General features: G+C 47.5%; 7 protein-coding genes. 5 read left to right on the top strand and 2 right to left on the bottom strand.

Annotation, left to right across the window (positions count from 1 at the left end; all coding sequences use genetic code 11):
* Both IQ260_RS13050 and IQ260_RS13045 read left to right on the top strand, forming a co-directional pair.
* Positions 1 to 1216 (top strand): hypothetical protein (locus IQ260_RS13050; RefSeq protein ID WP_193993548.1); only part of this gene is annotated, 1216 nt, incomplete at its 5' end.
* Positions 1213 to 2088, top strand: coding sequence for an S-layer family protein (locus IQ260_RS13045; RefSeq protein WP_193993547.1), 876 nt, complete (start codon positions 1213 to 1215; stop codon positions 2086 to 2088). The genes IQ260_RS13050 and IQ260_RS13045, both read left to right, overlap by 4 nt.
* Before the next feature lie 91 nt (positions 2089 to 2179).
* Here the strand turns inward: IQ260_RS13045 and IQ260_RS30995 are convergent, their stop codons facing one another.
* Positions 2180 to 5800 (bottom strand): hybrid sensor histidine kinase/response regulator, encoded by a 3621-nt coding sequence (locus IQ260_RS30995; protein ID WP_228015962.1) that lies wholly within the window; start codon positions 5798 to 5800, stop codon positions 2180 to 2182.
* Positions 5801 to 6142: 342 nt separating this feature from the next.
* Positions 6143 to 9949 carry a hybrid sensor histidine kinase/response regulator gene (locus tag IQ260_RS13035; RefSeq protein WP_193993546.1) on the bottom strand — a complete coding sequence of 1269 codons (3807 nt, stop codon included), beginning with the start codon at positions 9947 to 9949 and terminating at the stop codon, positions 6143 to 6145.
* 1026 nt (positions 9950 to 10975) lie between these two features.
* Between IQ260_RS13035 and IQ260_RS13030 the strand changes: the two genes are divergently transcribed.
* The 3 genes from IQ260_RS13030 to IQ260_RS13020 form a co-directional block, all read left to right on the top strand.
* Positions 10976 to 13945, top strand: a complete 2970-nt coding sequence (locus IQ260_RS13030) for a two-partner secretion domain-containing protein (protein WP_193993545.1) — start codon at positions 10976 to 10978, stop codon at positions 13943 to 13945.
* Between the two features lie 103 nt (positions 13946 to 14048).
* Positions 14049 to 16595 carry a CHAT domain-containing protein gene (locus IQ260_RS13025; RefSeq protein ID WP_228015961.1) on the top strand — a complete coding sequence of 849 codons (2547 nt, stop codon included), beginning with the start codon at positions 14049 to 14051 and terminating at the stop codon, positions 16593 to 16595.
* Positions 16596 to 16693: 98 nt separating this feature from the next.
* On the top strand, positions 16694 to 17414 hold a 721-nt coding region (locus IQ260_RS13020), incomplete at its 3' end, for a DUF928 domain-containing protein (protein ID WP_193993543.1).

The following is a 17414-nucleotide window of genomic DNA, read 5'->3' as shown; positions in this document are numbered from 1 at the left end:
GATTCCTACTATCGATGGATTCGCTTTAGACTATGACACCATAGATCGCTTTGGCGATCTTAGATTTACTCAAGCGGCGTCCATTGAGGTGAGCGGTGAGGGCAGCGGCAATCTGCATTTTCAGGGGGGCACCATTGCTGTCTTGGAAGCGTCAGCCATTATCAGTAATGTACTGGAGGCAGATGCGGGTGGTGAGGTTCGTGTCCGTGGGGCTGAGTCAATTGACATTATTGGCAATCAGACCGGAGAATTTCCCAGTGCCTTTTTTAATCAAGGCGAATTGGGTAGTACAGGAAATGTCGGCAATCTATCGATTGAAATAGAACGTTTACAGTTAGATAACGGTGCTTTTATTTCCAATAGTATTGCTGGTACCGGCGATGGTGGAGACTTAACTATTACAGCTAACGATGTCAGTTTAATGGACGAGCCATCTCGTTCTTCAAGATACAGCGCTGGTCTCTTTGCTGAGCTTCTTGACACAGATGAGAGAGGAAGCGCAGACAGAATGGCTGGAACTATTAACTTAACCGTTGAGACCCTGAGAGTCTCTGATGGGAGCCTAATTGCTACTGGCGTATTTGGTCCAGGGAATGGAGGCTTGATCAGAATTCAAGCTCAAGATATAAAACTAATCGGTGATACGAGCAGGAATATTTTACCCTCTAGTATAATTGCCAGCACATTTGCAGACGGCAATGCTGGCACCATTGATATCCAAGCCGATACCCTGAGGGCCGTTGAAGGAAGCCTAATTAGCAACAGCACATTTGGGCAGGGTAATGGGGGTTCCATTACTCTGCAAGCCAACGAAATAGACTTAATTGGGATAAATCCAATCAATGAGACTCCTTCTAGCATTGTTGCTTCAACACGTTCTAGCGGCAATGGTGGAACGATTGATGTGCAGGCTGGCAGGTTACGAGTGGCTGAGGGGGGGCAAATTTTTACTGGAACATCAGGCCAGGGGGCTGGTGGTTCCATTACCATTCAAGCCAACGAGATCGAGTGGGTGGGTGGCGGACGATCCGATGACAATCCCTCTGGAATATTCACGGCGACCCGAGCAGGTGCAGACGGCAATGGCGGGAGCATCGATCTTCAAGTCGATACGCGTCTACAGATTATCACTGGTGCGCAGATTAGTGCCTCAACTGAGGGTACTGGGAATGCCGGAGATATCCGTCTCCAAGCGAATGAACTAGAAGTGAAGTGAGTGGAGTTTCTCACATTGAGCAGTTGAATAGCCAGATTACTACCCTGAGTGAAACGGAGGCTGCAGCGGGCAGCATTGATATTGCCGTCGAAAAACTGCGGGTCACAGATCAGGGTCTGATCAGTGTTAGCAGCCTTGGACAAGGAGATGCTGGCAACCTAACGATTATGGCCGATCAGATTCGGCTGACCGACAGCGGATCGCTTCAAGCCGAAGTGGTCGCGGGTAGCCAAGGTAATATTATCCTGATGGCCGATAGTCTCCTCTTTATGCGACGGGGGGCACTGATCTCTACTAACGCCACCAATGAGGCCACGGGGGGCGAAATTACGATTGAGGCTCCAGTAGTTCTGGGCTTGGACAACAGCGACATTGTCGCCAATGCCGTGCAAGGAGATGGGGGCAATATTTCGATTACCACACAGGCTCTTCTAGGACTCGAATTTCGAGATTTTCTGACTCCCGAGAATGACATTACGGCCAGTTCTCAGTTTGGGTTGGATGGCATTGTTCAAATCGACACCCCGGATCTTGAGCCAAACCAGGGCCTGATCGAGTTGCCTAGTGATGTGACCGATCCAAGCAATCAAATTTCTACCGGCTGTTTGGTGGCAGCGGACAACTCATTAACGGTAAGCGGACGTAGCGGTTTGCCAGACTCGCCGGATATTCCGAACAGCTCAGAAGTCTGGGAAGATTGGCGGCCGTTAGAGACTGAGGCGAGATCGGCAACGCGCTCAATGCCTATTGAGAATGCCTCCCTTACAGAGGCTACAGACATTGTGATAGCTGCAAATGGTCAAGTGGAGTTTATTGCTCAGTCAGAGACTTTGATGGCTCCAAATCAGATGAGCTGTGGGGGCAGAAGCTAAAACAATGAAAACCAAGTCTCCCTATTTGTTGAGCATGGCTGGTTTAAGTTGGATAACCCACTTACCATTCAGGCTTGTGATTCTCTGTTGCTCATTGCGTTAACAACTTTTGGATCGACAGAATCAACTGTTTAAGCTTGACTGGCTTACTGAGATACAGGTTAGCCCCGGCCTCTAAACAGCGCTCTCGATCTCCTGCCATAGCAAGTGCCGTCAGCGCAATGATGGGAACTTCAGACAGCACAGGTAATTGGCGGATGTGTTGGATGGCCATCAACCCATCCATGCCAGGCATATGAATATCCATGAGAATAAGATTTGGCAGTTCTGCCTGAGCTAGCTCGATGGTAGCTTGACCATCTTTGGCGACTTGAATACGATAGCCCTTGGCACGCAGATAACTAGATAGAGTGAGGATATTGGCATCATTATCTTCCGCCAGTAGGATGAGGGGGGCTATAGTGGGCTGCTCGATCTCAGGAGCGACTGGACTAGAGTCCGGTGCCGTTGGAGATATGGGATTGCTAAACTTAGAGACGTTATAGGGCAGCTCGATGGTAAAGCAGCTACCCACACCGACCTCACTGGTGACAGCGACTTGCCCCCCATGGAGTTCAACAATCCGTTTTACCAGAGCTAGACCCAGTCCAGTGCCCTCATATTGTCGATTGAGGGCACTGTCAATCTGGACAAAAGGTTGAAACAGTTTTTTCAGAGCATCTGGGGCAATCCCAATGCCTGTATCGGTAACGGTAAAGCGTAGATATTTTTGGTGACGAGTCTCGTCTGGCAGTAATGGCGTTACTTCAAGGGTGACGTGTCCTCCTTCTAGCGTAAATTTCACAGCATTGTTCAACAGATTAATCAAAACCTGACGAATTCGCCGTTCATCGACCACAATATCCGGTAAGTGTGAGGGGACGTTCTGGTGAAGTTGGATTTGTTTGTTCAGAGATTGTTCTTTAACAAAGGTCAAACTAGACTTGCAGAGGTATGTTGCCGCGACTGGAGAATATTCTAGCTCGACTAACCCTGACTCCACTTTGGCCAAGTCAAGAATATCGTTGATCAGTTCCAGTAGGTGCGATCCACCCCGCTCAATGATCTGTAGAGCTTTGAGTTGTTGCGCATTAATCTGACCGATAACTTTCTCTTGTAGTACTTCAGTCATCCCCAGAATCGCATTTAGTGGCGTACGTAGTTCATGGCTCATATTAGCCAAGAAGGTACTCTTAGACTGATTAGCCTTCTCCGCTCTGATCCGGGCAGTCTCTGCCTCGTCACGGGCCACTGCCAAATCTTGCGTTCGTTCTTCAACCAGCACTGCTAATGCACTCCGTTGCCGTTTAAGATGTGCTGTCCGACTTTGTAAGATACTCCAGAAGATCACAATCACCACCAGCCCATACAGGAGATACGCCCAGACTTCCTGATACCAGGGCAAGTCGACGGTGAAGGCGAACACCTCGCTATCACTTTGTATGCCGTAAACATTGCGCGCTTTAATTTGGAAACGATAATTTCCCGGAGGGAGGTTGGTGTATTCTCGGTCAGCTTGTTCTTGCCATGGGGACCAGTCTGCATCAAAGCCCTTCAAGCGAGTCTGATAGCGGGTGTATTGTTCATACCCTGGAAATGGTGCAGCATAGACGAACTGGAAGTTGTTCTCTGTATGTGCAAACGATTGATCGTTGTTCAGTAAGGGGCCGTCTCCTCCATATAGTAGGGTGTCACCTTGACGCACTTCCCGAATAAGCGTCTTAAAGTTAAAAGATGGTAATGAGTTGATACTCCAATCATATCGGATAAGTCCCTCAAATGTACTGAACCAGACAAGATTGTCCTCCGCATCTGGTCGAATATGAAGTATCTTTTTATCTGCCAGTGGCTTAAAGAGTGTCCTCTCTATATGGTAGGTACCACCAGGTTGCGGTGTCGCCAGACGTAAATGTCTTCTCCCTTTTGACATGACCCAAAATCCTCCATCCAGGCCGGGGACGACATACGCAGCAGCTTCACCAAAACGGAGATCACGTTTAAACCGTTGGGTAGTCTTATCCCAAACAAAAATACCATTGTCAGAGGTAGACATTAGCTGACCATCTACAAAACTCACCCAGAATGAAGTATTGCTAGATAATTCGGGTGCGATTTCAAATTCCTCGACTACCGGTGACTCAAGGCTGGGCCAATCCGGAAAGCTAAGCCGATAAACCACGGGTTCATCCGTACTCAGCCACAGGCGATGGTGCTCATCTTCGACGATGCTTTGCACGAATTTATCAAACCCCGCCACTTTGCCAGCAGGCTGCCAAAGACCGTCAGGCTGCCGACGCAGCAGTTCAATGCCATTTGAGGCAGCGGCAAACACCAGATTATCATCACGAGTAGCCGGGTGAAGAAACTGGATATTAGAACTCCCTGTTGCTCTTTTTAGTACCGGCACGGTCTGGCCATCTTGGAGCTGATAAACCCCGATATAGCCAGCTATCAGAAGTTGACCATTGATCTCACGCAGATGATAAACATCTTCTATACCCTTACTACCCGGCACCGTTTGAAAGATATGCTGTGCCTCATCCCAATAAGCAAAACCAAGGCCTTTCCCAACGTATAAGATGTCTTGATGTTCGATAGAACGACTGGGAAATTCCCCCATATCGTGACTGTGATCGTACCTGGTAAAGGGGGAAGAGGTTTCTATGCGATTAATGCTATTTCCAAGTAGTCCGAATAACGACCATAAGGCACCTTGCGAATCCAGGTAGAGAGTCTCTATGCTTGGCCCCTCCAGTCCCGTACGATGGTCAAGCTGGTGTATCAATTTGCCTTGGCGATCGATAACAAATATGCCCTGTCCCAGGGTATTCAATGCAAAGTTCCCGTCCGGCAAAACTGCTCCTGGCCATGAAAGGCTGCTCAAACTATCGTCAAGCTCTGTATTGAAGGGCTGAAAACGAATGCCATCATACAAAAAAAATCTTTGCGAGGTATCCCCTACCAAGAGACGCTGCTCATCATAAGGCAAAATGACGTGTACGATGTCGTTAGCAAATCTCTCTCCGTCTGGTATTAAAACCAGTTCCTCATTTTCCATCCGCAGCAGCCCGCGTCCGGACTCCCACACATACAACTGGTCACCGACAAGCCAAGAACTTCGGAACTCACCATCCTTGGCATCCCACGTTTTTAGAGTACCGTCCCATGGAGACCAACGGATCAACTTTGACAAGAGCTGAAAATAAATACCTTGTTCGGTGGCATGCACCCGTCTTGCCTCTCTTACATCCTGCTGATCGGGAGGTAGCAGCTTGTCGCGCAGCGAGACATACTGTGTAACGCCTTGTTTATTTGGTGTCAGATAACCGAAATCGCGTACAGCAGCAACATAAATCCGACCGTTTGCATCTTTAGCGAATGACCATGGCTTTACGCCAGGGGCGATATCTGTGGGCATCTCAACTGAACTCCAACGCACACCGTCATAAGCGGCGATACCGTTGTTCGTCAGCGCTATATACAAGATGCCATTGTCATCCAATATGACACCCTTTACAAAATTGTTGACTGGAATTCCCTGAACTTCGTAACGTGTAATGGATGGCAGACCAGGCGGTATTTTGGCAGATAGTCTCTGAGCTGGCAGTAGCAAAGAAGCAAGTACCCACAGGGTCAGGAGGGGTCTGTGCCAAGGCGCTTTAGGGTGACACATGGAATAATTGCTCTACCAATATCACTTTATACTAGACATCCCCAAAGTATAAAATCAGCAGAAATGGATTGCAAACGATATTTTTAGGATTTTATCAATTCAATTAAAATCCTTAACGTTAATATTAACGAAAGCTCCAATCGTTAAAATCTTTTACTAATTTCTTGACTTGGAATGATCACTGATGTCGTTCACTACCTGTTCTTATATTGAGAACCACACTATCGGAATAAGGATGATTCCTTAAAATTAAATTTAACTCTGGTGCTGAATGCGGTAACTGAAAGATTCAGAATATCTTGTGCTTCCCACTCATCATGTTTATCTTGAATCGGATCGCTGTTATCTCTCTCCTTGAGTCAACATTTTTTGGATCGACAAAATTAACTCTTTGAGCTTGACTGGTTTACTGAGATACAGGTTAGCCCCAGCCTCTAAACAGCGCTCTCGATCTCCTGCCATAGCAAGTGCCGTCAGCGCAATGATGGGCATTTTATCCAGAGTAGGCAATTGGCGGATATGCTGGATGGCTGTCAAGCCATCCATGCCAGGCATATGAATATCCATGAGAATAACATTTGGCAGTTCAGCCTGGGCTAACTTAATGGCAGCTTGACCATTTTTCGCTACTTGAAGGCGATAGCCTTTGGCACGCAGATAACTAGATAGAGTGAGGATATTGGCCTCATTGTCTTCTGCCAGTAGAATAAGGGGAGCTGCAGTAGATAGTGCATTCTCAGAGGTTATAACATTAGACTCAGTAGCTTTGGATATAGGGTAATCAGGCCCAGAGACAGTGTAAGGCAGATCTACACTAAAGCAACTGCCTATGTCGACCTCACTGGTTACAGAAATATGTCCTCCGTGAAGTTCAACAATATGCTTTACCAAAGCTAACCCCAGACCAGTCCCTTTGTATCGTCGATTAAGAGTATTATCAACCTGGAGAAAGGGCTGAAACAGTCTTTTCAGATCCTCTGGAGTAATGCCAATGCCTGTATCAGTCACGGCAAATCGCAGATGTTTTTGACTGTGTGTCTCATCTGGCAGCAATGGCATAACTTTGAGGGTGATCTGTCCCTTTTCAGGTGTAAATTTCACAGCGTTATTTAACAAGTTGATCAGACTCTGACGAATCCGTCGTTCATCAGCAACAATATCTGGTAGCTTTGAGGGAAGTTCCAGGTGAAGTTGGATATGTTTTTCCAGGGCTTGTTGTCTGACAAAGGCCAAACTAGATTTGCAGAGGTGCGTTACCGAAATAGAAGAATACTCTAGATTAATATGTCCTGCCTCAATCTTAGCTAAGTCGAGAATGTCGTTGATCAGTTCCAGCAGATGCGACCCGCTCCGTTCAATGGTTTTTAGGAATTTCAGTTGTTTCTCATTAACTTGACCAATCATCTTTTCTTGTAGTATCTCGGTCATTCCCAGAATCGCATTCAGTGGCGTGCGTAGTTCGTGGCTCATATTGGATAAGAAAGCGCTCTTGGCCTCGTTGGCAGCTTCAGCTTGTTCTTTGGCGAATTTCAACTCATAAGCCCCGGCTTCGGCCTGCTCTTTGGCAACTTTTAGCTCATAGGTTCTTGCTGTCACTTCACTTGCGAGTTGGCGATTGTAACTTTCGACTGCTTGAACTCGCCAGCGATAAACCCCTATGATTACTCCTAATCCTGACATCACTACTAAACTGCGAAACCAAACGGTCTGCCACCAGGGTGGCGTAATCGTAATTTGTAGTGCTCTACCGTTTTCATTCCAATAGCCATCGCTGTTGCTGGCTTTGACCCGGAAGGTATAAGTGCCAGGGTTGAGGTTGGTGTAAGTGGCAAAGCGACGACGACTGTCAACCCTGGTCCATTCTTGATCAAAGCCCTCCATCTTATACGCATATTGATTGTGTTCAGGAAACCAGTAGCTCAACGCTGCAAAGGCAATGCTAAAGACCGACTGAGCGTGGCTCAGGATCACCTGATTGGTAACGCTGATGTCTTGGGTTAACGGAGACCCTTCCTGGCCGAGAGGGATCGACTGGTTGAATAGTTGAAAGTCGGTAAATACTACCGGCGGGGCGGAACGATTATCGATTAATTGATCCGGGTAAAAGGCATTAAAACCAGCAGTGCCGCCAAAAAACATCTCGCCCATTGGGCTTTTATCATAAGAGCCTGCAGCAAATTCCTGACCTTGCAAGCCATCGTGTGTGCCGTAGTTTCTAAACGTGAGTGTCTCAGGGTCAAATTTGGAGAGCCCTCGAGCCGTGCTCACCCACAGATGGCCTTGCTTGTCCTCCAGGACGCCACGAATAGACCCACTAGGTAAACCGTCTTTCTCTCGATAGCTGGTAAATGTGCCCGTGGCTGAATCAAGCCGACTTAACCCGGCGGATGTCCCAATCCATAACGTGCCGGTGGAATCTTCGTGAATCGCATATATGGTGTTGCTCGCTAGGCTATCCTGAAGGTCGTTGGGATTGTGCTGATAGCGGGTAAACTGCTCGGACTGAGGATCAAATCGAGTCAAGCCTTTGTGCCAGCTACCGAGCCATAGAATACCTGACGGGCTAATATGGATGACTCGAACATTATTATCACTCAGACTGTTGTTATCATCGGGGTCGTGACGATAAGCACGAAACGTTTCTGTAATCGGGTCAAAATGATTGAGACCACCAGCTCGAGTCCCCACCCAAATGCTGCCGTCGCCGTCGACCTGAATAGATAGGACACTATCATCCGGATCGCTTAAACTTGTGGCATCATTTGGATCATGCCGGTAGGTAGTAAAATGACCACTGGCTTGGTCCAAACGATTTAATCCTGTGTGGCCAACACCGCCCACCCAGAGATTTCCTACAGTATCTTCATCAATGGCTAGAAAATCTGTACCAGCTCCCAGGCTATGGGGAGTTGTCGATTCATGTAAGTAATGAGTAAATTGCCCTGTCTGACGGTCAAACTTTTCCAGCCCTGTGTCAGTGACCAACCACAGTACGCCGTTGGTCGCTTGATGAATAGCCTGAACAGAAGGGTGGTGGAGTGTATTCGGATTAATAGGATTATGCTTATAGTGAGCGAACTTGGCAGGAGTGGGATTGAATATATTCACCCCACAACACCAGCTCCCGACCCAGATGACGCCGGAACGATCTTGATACGTAGTGATCTTATCGCTAGCGCTGATGCTCAATGTATTCAATGGATTGTTGACAAAATGAGTCCATTTCCCCCGATTGGGCTCACGTCTGGCAAAGCCGTGTCTACCATTTACCCACATTGTTCCTGTCTGATCGACTAGAATGCCTCTGAGTTCAGGATCGAGGTCGGTGGGAGCCGAATAGGGTTGACGGGTGAAGTGTTCTGTTTCTGGATCTAGGGTATAAAGTCCCGATTTGGTCGTAAACCAAATGAGCCCCGAGGCATCTTCGTAGAAGTTTTGGTTATTGCCCCAGTCAGCGTTAAGGCTTTGCCCCGTCTTAGGATCGACTGGGTAACGAGTGAATTGCCCCGTATCTGGATCAAAGCGGTTGAGTCCTGAATGAAACGTAGTTACCCAAAACCGCCCTGCCCGATCTTCATAAATGCCGACAACTTTATCGCCGCTGAGGCTGGTAGGTTCACTGGGGTTATGCTGGTAACGGGTGACGTTACCTGTATCTGGATCAAAGCGGTTGAGCCCACCGCCCCAGGTCCCGACCCACATAGTCCCAGCCCGATCTTGATAAACACTGACAATATCATCGCTACTTAAACTGTTGGCATTGTCCGGGTCATGGCGGTAATGGGTGAATGTTTGGTGGGTGTGATCAAAGCGGTTAAGACCGCCTCCGAGGGTGCCGACCCATAGAAAGTCTTCCTGACCGATGGTGAGTGTACTCACAAGATTGTGACTCAAACTGTTAGGGTCATCCACGTCATTTTTGTAGATAACCGTGGTACCGCCGTCGTAGCGAGTCAGTCCATCCCAATGGCCAAACCACATAAAACCCCGGCTATCTTGCACAATCGCCCGAACTCGATTGCCAGCTAGACCATCTTCTTGGGTCAAGTGATTAAACTTGATGTCATCTGGCCTTCGGGCATAGGAAGGTGATACCGAATTCAAAACAAACCCAAGGGTGGTGATTAAAACGGCAATCTTTCTCAACATAATGGGTGGCAGAACAGTATCAGAATAGCGTTTACCGACACTAGCTTTTTTCTAGATATTTCTCTAGTAAACTTTTCTAATCATAACTTTACTACTCTGATTACAAAACCTCGGCTAACTAAAAATATTAAGTCTTTAAAGGAAGAATATAAGATTCTTGTGTAGCCAGAGTATTGGCTTTAGCCTAAATGGCGAATAGCTTGCTTAACTGAATTTAATTCACACAAATACACTAGGTGTGTGCAGGCACAGCTATCCATTTCAAACGATAAGTGACTGCCCTATCTAATCTCTCCCTAAGTGCAGCTTGCTTCTTGTTACTTGCATAATACTAACCCTCGACTGTTTTCTGTTATCTACCACTCAGAGCATAATTCAGGAGATTATATTTAATCTCTGAATCAGAGATCTCAGTGAATACATATCCCCAAAAAACATCACTAGAGTATTTACTCAGTTTTGACCGTTAAGCATCTGAAAAAAAGAGTAAGGATTACCGATTGTGTTGTCTACGGATAACGACTAAAAGCTGTGAACTTAGTATGGTAAATCTTTTCCTAATCCTTTGATTTAGAATTAGCACTTAGGAATCTGCTTGAAGATAAAGTACCGATGCGTTACGGCTATCGCCTAACACATTCTACACAAGATGGGTATGTTATTTAATTGCATATCCCTGATGGCATTTACTTCCTGCTTTCATCTGTGGGATTGCACTATCAGGAGGAGATGACTCTTTAAAAATTTTCTTTAGCTAGAGTCAGTCAAGAGTAAGTGAGAATCTACTCATGAGCATCACTTTTATGAGTGGATTCTCATCCTGTTCTCATTAAGATTTTAGTAGCTTTAATCATGATTTTGCTACTATATTTCTTGCCTCTGAGTATAGTCTGTAGAATTCAGATCTTACATGAGTCTATATGACTCAGAGAATTAGTCAAAATTGAAAAGGGTGCAAGATCAAGGTAACAACCATCATTAAAATGCCAGCTGGAGCCAATTAACCCTGATGCTATCTGAATGCCCATGAAGTTTGTATCTTGCCAAATGCGACTTCAGCAAATGCAACGTTTTGGTATCGTTTTAGCAGGAATACTTCCTAAATTGCAGCCGTTATCTAGAAGTCTTCATCTATCTATTTTTAGCGTCTGTGAGATCGCACCAGCGCTGACTTGTCAGTTCGCACCCCTAACCCAAGCCCAAATCATTCCCGACAGCAGCCTTTCGACGACTGTTACCTCACCCGACAACCAAAACTTTGTCATTGAAAATGGCAACCGTGCAGGCAATAATCTCTTCCATAGCTTTTCAGAGTTTTCAGTCCCTACCAACGGATCTGCAGTCTTTGATAATGCCATTGAGATTCAAAATATCTTTAGTCGGGTTACAGGCATCAACCCCTCTGATATCGATGGAGTAATCCAGGCCAATGGCACAGCCAATTTATTTTTACTAAACCCCAATGGTCTCCTCTTTGGCAAGAATGCGTCGTTGGATATCGGTGGGTCCTTTCTAGCTACCACAGCTGAGAGTATTCTCTTCAGTGACAACATTGAATTTAGTGCCGTCGCAACTGCCCCAGCTCCCTTACTTACCATATCTACGCCTATCGGACTACGGATTGATAACAATCCTAGTTCGATTACGGTCAAAGGCACCGGGCATAACCTCACATTAGGTTGGGGTGCAATCCCGATTCGTGATCAGCGTCCGGTGGGCTTACAGGTCGATACGGGGCAAACCTTAGCCCTAATCGGGGGAGATATCCAGATCGAAGGCGGTAACCTGACGGCTAACCAGGGCCGCGTAGAACTGGGGAGTGTGGCGCAATCGGGTACCGTTTTTCTCCCGCCGACAGCCGATGGGTTTACGGTTGATTATGCAGCCATAGACCGCTTTGGCGATCTCAGGTTTACCCAAGCCGCTTCCGTTGACGTGAGTGGCGAAGGCAGCGGCAATCTACATTTTCAAGGGGGAACGATTTCTGTTTTGGAGGGTTCCACCATCATCAGTAATGTGTTGGGAGCAGACCCCGGTGGAGAAGTTCGCGTTCGAGCCGCTGAATCTGTTGATATTATTGGCACTCAGAATAGAGACCTCCCCAGTGCCTTTGTTAATCAAGGGGAATTGGGCAGTACTGGCCATGTTGGCAATGTATCGATTGAAACAGGACGGTTGCAGATAGCGGACGGTGGCTTTATCGCTAATAGTAGTCCCTCTGGTGCGGGGCCTGGCGGAGACTTAACGATTACGGCAAATGAAATAGACATAATAGGAGACACTAGGCTCTTTGACGATTTCGAGGACTATTTCGAGAACGTCTATTCGACTGGCTTATTGATGGAGGTTTTATCAAGTGTTCCGGAGCAAGGAGGAGATTTTGGGGTTAATGCCCAAAATCTCCATAGTCTAGAGGCAAAGGTCGGAACCATTCATTTAAACGTCGATACACTGAGACTCGTGGGGGAGGCATTAATTTCCACTAAAACTTTTGGTTTAGAGCAGGGTGGCTCCATTACCATTTATGCAAGGGGGATAGATCTCATTGGTGGTGCATTGTATGACTCTGGCATATACTCTTCCAGCAACGGAAGTGGAAGTAGCGGGGCCATTACCTTAGATGTCGATACGCTGAGGGCAACAGGGGCTGCCAGAGTTTCAAGTATAGCTTTTAGCCAGGGAAATGGAGGCCCGATTACTATTGATGCTAACGAAATAGAGCTCATGGGTACAAATTCAATGGATTTTATCTCGGGCATATTCGTTAGCGCATTTTCAGAGGGAGATGCTGGATCGGTTGACTTAGATGTCAATACGTTGAGAATCTTGGAGGGTGGCCAAATTGCTGGTGGAACATTTGACCAGGGGACGGGGAGTTCCATTACCATTAGCGCCAACGAAATAGAGCTAACGGGGATCTCTCCATCCGGTGAGTTCACCTCTGGCATATTCGTTTCCACGCTATCTGATGCAGCGGGCAATGCTGGGACCATTGACATACAAGCTGAGAATCGTATACAGATTACAGCGGGTGCCCAGATCACGGCCTCAACCTCCGGTGCGGGGAATGCGGGAGATATCAGACTCCAAGCTGGTGAGATTGACGTGAGTGGCGTTTCTAATATTGGGGAGTATCACAGTCGGATTGCTGCCTTTAGTGAAACAGACTTTGATGCAGGCACCATCGACATTACAGCTGAACAATTGCAGGTGACGGATCAGGGACGGATCAGTGTCAGCAGTCTAGGACAAGGAGATGCCAGCGAGCTGACCATTCGGGCAGACCAGATCTGGCTGACTGATGGTGGGGCACTGCAGGCAGAATCCGCCGCTGGCAGTCAGGGCAATATTGTTCTCAATGCCGATAGTCTGCTGTTCTTACAACGAGGGGGACTCATTTCCACTAACGCCACCAATGGGGCCACTGGCGGGAACATTACCATTGAGGCCCCTGTAATTCTAGGCCTAGGCAACAGCGATATTGTCGCCAATGCTGTGCAAGGGGACGGTGGCAATATTGACATCACCACCCAGGCACTCTTGGGACTCCAATTTCGTGATTTCCTGACGCCCGACAATGACATTACTGCCAGTTCTCAGGCTGGGGTAAATGGTATTGTCCAGATCAAGACGCCAGATCTTGACCCTAACCAGGGTACCGTCGAGTTACCCAGTAACCTAACTGATCCGAGCAATCAAATTTCTACAGGCTGTTTGATGGCAGCCAACAACTCATTTGTAGTAAGCGGACGCGGTAGTTTGCCAGATGGGCCTTCTAGCTTGGACAGTACAACAATGTGGGAAGATTTGCGGCCGTTAGAAACTGAAGCTGCAGTGAGAGTGTCAACTGTCCCAGCACCTAGTCTCAATATACCGCTTACAGAAGCTACTGGAATGATGATGGATACCCATGGCCAGGTGACGTTGGTTGCCTCAACAACCCCAAGCTCCAATGCACAGAATAGAGTTAGCTGTGGTTCTAGAACAAATATGTGAGAAAGAGAGAATGAATAGTTTACGAAAATCACTGCCTTGGTCCATCTATCGAACCCTATGTTGGTTTGGATTGGGACTGTGGCTAGCCACAGTCCCAACAATCATGCCCACTGAGGCTGCAACCGTCACTCCAAGCGCTCAAATCCAAACCCAGGACATCTCACCCACTGCGGATCAGACCAGCCTACTGGAACAAGGTCGGCGTTATTATCAATCAGGTCGATTTTCCGACGCTATTAATCTCTGGCAACAGGCAGCTCAAACCTACGAAACTCAAGAAAATCCGACAAACCAGGCTCTGAGTTTAAGCTATCTGGCCTCAGCCTATAAAGAATTGGGACAATGGCAGGCGGCAGAAACGGCCATTTCCCAAAGCTTAGAGTTGCTGCAAGGGACTAATCCAGATACCGATACTCAGATATCCTCAAATGCTGCGCTTATTCTTGCTCAGGCTTGGAATACCCAGGGCAGTCTCCAACTGGCCATGGGCAATTCGGAAGCAGCGTTGAGCAGCTGGCAACAGGCTGAGGCCCTTTACGACGAAACTGATGATATTCAAGGCAAGTTGGGCAGTCAGCTGAATCAAGCTCAGGCCCTGCAAAGTTTAGGGCTACATCGGCAAGCTCGTACACGGCTAGAAGAGATTAATAAACAGCTCCAGTCTCAACCCGATTCACTACTTAAGGCGAAAGCGTTACAGAGTTTAGGAGGGACATTACAACGGGTAGGGGCATTTTCGGAATCTCTGGATGTCTTAGAGCAGAGTTTAGTTATGACTCAGCAATTAGATAACGCACCAGACATTAGTGCAGTGTTGCTGGGACTGGGGCATACCTGGCAAGGCTTGTCAGAAAATTCTAAGGCGTTGGACACCTATGGGCGGGCTGCTGCTAAAGCAACAAGTGCGATCGCACAGATCGAAGCCCACCTCAGTCAGCTCAGTCTGCTGATTGAAACCGACCAAATTGCTGATGCCCAGACCCTCTTACCCGAAATCCGAGCCCTGTTGCCTGATTTACCCGCCAGCCGCTCAGCCATTTATGCCCGCGTTAACTTTGCTCAAAGTTTGCTGAAGTTAGTCCCTCAGAACACATCTGCCAACTATGGGCCAGAGATGGTTCAGCTCCTATCCACCGCAATTCAACAGGCCCAGGAACTAAACGATGTGCGCGCAGAGTCCTATGGCCTGGGCCAGCTCGGCCAGATCTATGAACAAACAGGCCAATGGTCCGACGCCCAAGACCTGACGGAGAAGGCGCTGGCCATGCTCCAGGGTCTTAATGCTCCAGAAATTGCCTACCAATGGCAATGGCAGTTAGGACGAATTTTCTGTCGGGGGGATATTGCCTGTACTGAAGTGGACAGGCAGGGGGATGCGATCGCAGCTTACACAGATGCAGTTACTCAACTCGGGCGTTTACGCACAGATTTAGTCGCCAACTCCCAAATGCAGTTTTCCTTTCGAGAGCAGGTTGAGCCCGTCTATCGAGAGTTGGTGACCCTGTTGCTAACTCCGTCTGTTAGCCAAGCCGAGATCAGCCAAGAAAATCTCAAACAAGCCCGTGAAGTGGTTGAATCACTGCAATTAGCAGAATTAGACAATTTCTTCCAATCAGCCTGTTTAGATGCTCAACCCCAAGAAATTGACCAAATTGATATCGCTGCAGCCGTACTATACCCCATTGTTCTACCCGATCGCCTAGCTGTCATCCTATCCGTCAAGGGACAACCCTTACAGTATTACGAGACCAGGCTCCCTGAGGAGACAATCCAAAGCAGTCTGGGCGAAATGCGACAGTCCCTCAGCCTGGCGTACCCCAATCAGCTGCGTCTAAAAATCTCACAACAACTCTACGATTGGTTAATCAGACCTGCTGAAATATATCTAACAGAAGACATCAAAACTCTCGTTTTTGTCCCAGATGGCCTATTGCGGAGCTTTCCCATTGCCGCCCTCCATGATGGCAACCAGTACCTCATTGAGAAATATAGTGTTGCCATCAGCTCCGGCTTACAGCTATTAGAAACACAATCATTAAACCCAGATCAGTTTAAACTCCTGCTGGGTGGACTCACCGAATCCCGTCAAGGATTTTCTGCCCTCCCTGCCGCATCCTTTGAAGTGGAACAGATTATAGCCCAGGTTCCCGTTAAGCTCTTTCTTAATCAGGACTTCACCCAAGCCAACTTGCAAACACAAATCCCTCAAGTGGCATCCTCCATCGTGCACCTAATCACCCACGGACAGTTTAGCTCTAGCCAGGAAGATACATTTATTCTGGCATGGGACAAAAAAGTCAAAATGGAAGACCTCAGTAAAATCCTCCAAACCAGACAGCTCAGTGCAACGGCGCCCATAGAACTTTTGGTGCTGAGTGCTTGTCAGACAGCCGCAGGCGACAATCGAGCCGGTCTGGGTCTAGCTGGCTTTGCTTTGCGCTCTGGTGCCCGTAGCACCTTGGCTAGCCTCTGGTCTGTGGATGACCAATCCACCGCTGAGCTAATGGTTAAGTTCTATAACACGCTATCCCAATCGCAAACAACGAAAGCAGAAGCCCTACGCCAGGCTCAACTGGCATTATTACGGCAAGAAGGCTATCGGCATCCATTTTTCTGGGCGGCCTTTGTCATGGTAGGAAACTGGCTTTAATAGATAAAATACACGAGTAGCAAAAGGGTATAGGGGCACTTACTTTCTAGAATACGCATCATATTTTTGATCAACTCTCATAACCAGTGTCATTAGATATGTTTTCTACTCACCTCCAACCTAGAACTGTTATTACAGCTGTTGTTTCTCTTGAACTACTACTATTCGCTGGTCTAACCCCAGCTCAAGCTCTACCCAATGATCCAGCCACAGGTCAACAATTGACCCTAGATCATCTGAGCTTTGGTTTTATCCCACCGGAGGATAGTGGACAGCCACGGACCAATCGGGCTGGAGGGAGACGAGACCAGCTCTGCAATAATTCAACGCCCTCCCCTTCTCTCGTTCTATTAATGCCGCCAACCAACCAGGGATTCACCACAGCTAAGCATCCCACCTTGCTGGCCTACATACCTCAAACTTCAGCCCAAACCGTATTTTTGAAATTAGAAGATGAGCATGACAATTATTTTTACCACACCACATTTCCTCTACCTGAAAGTTCTGGAGTTGTGAGTTTTACGATTCCAGATACGGCCCCTGAGCTAGAACTTGAGAAATATTATAAAATCTCTTTGACTATGATTTGTAATACAGTACTTGATCCTAACGATCCCGTTGTAGAGGGATGGATTAAGCGAGTTGAGCCCGACGCATTCTTATCTTCCCAAGCAGGGCAGGAAACAGCTTTTGAACTGGGTGCGACCTATGCAAGCAATGGAATTTGGTTTGATGCTTTAGCGATACTCGCTGACCTATATCAATCTGAACCTGACAACCCAGATGTAACATCAGCCTGGGAAGAGTTGCTTCAGTCCG

It is taken from the genome of Leptolyngbya cf. ectocarpi LEGE 11479, assembly GCF_015207065.1.
GTDB classification, from domain to species: domain Bacteria; phylum Cyanobacteriota; class Cyanobacteriia; order Phormidesmidales; family Phormidesmidaceae; genus Leptothoe; species Leptothoe ectocarpi.
This window is presented reverse-complemented; position numbering and strand designations above follow the sequence as displayed.

Excerpts from the sequence above, each read along its gene's own strand:
- IQ260_RS13035 (WP_193993546.1), bottom strand. The coding sequence starts at position 9,949 with ATGTTGAGAAAGATTGCCGTTTTAATCACCACCCTTGGGTTTGTTTTG.
- IQ260_RS13025 (WP_228015961.1), top strand. The coding sequence starts at position 14,049 with ATGCCCACTGAGGCTGCAACCGTCACTCCAAGCGCTCAAATCCAAACC.
- IQ260_RS30995 (WP_228015962.1), bottom strand. The coding sequence starts at position 5,800 with ATGTGTCACCCTAAAGCGCCTTGGCACAGACCCCTCCTGACCCTGTGG.
- IQ260_RS13030 (WP_193993545.1), top strand. The coding sequence starts at position 10,976 with ATGAAGTTTGTATCTTGCCAAATGCGACTTCAGCAAATGCAACGTTTT.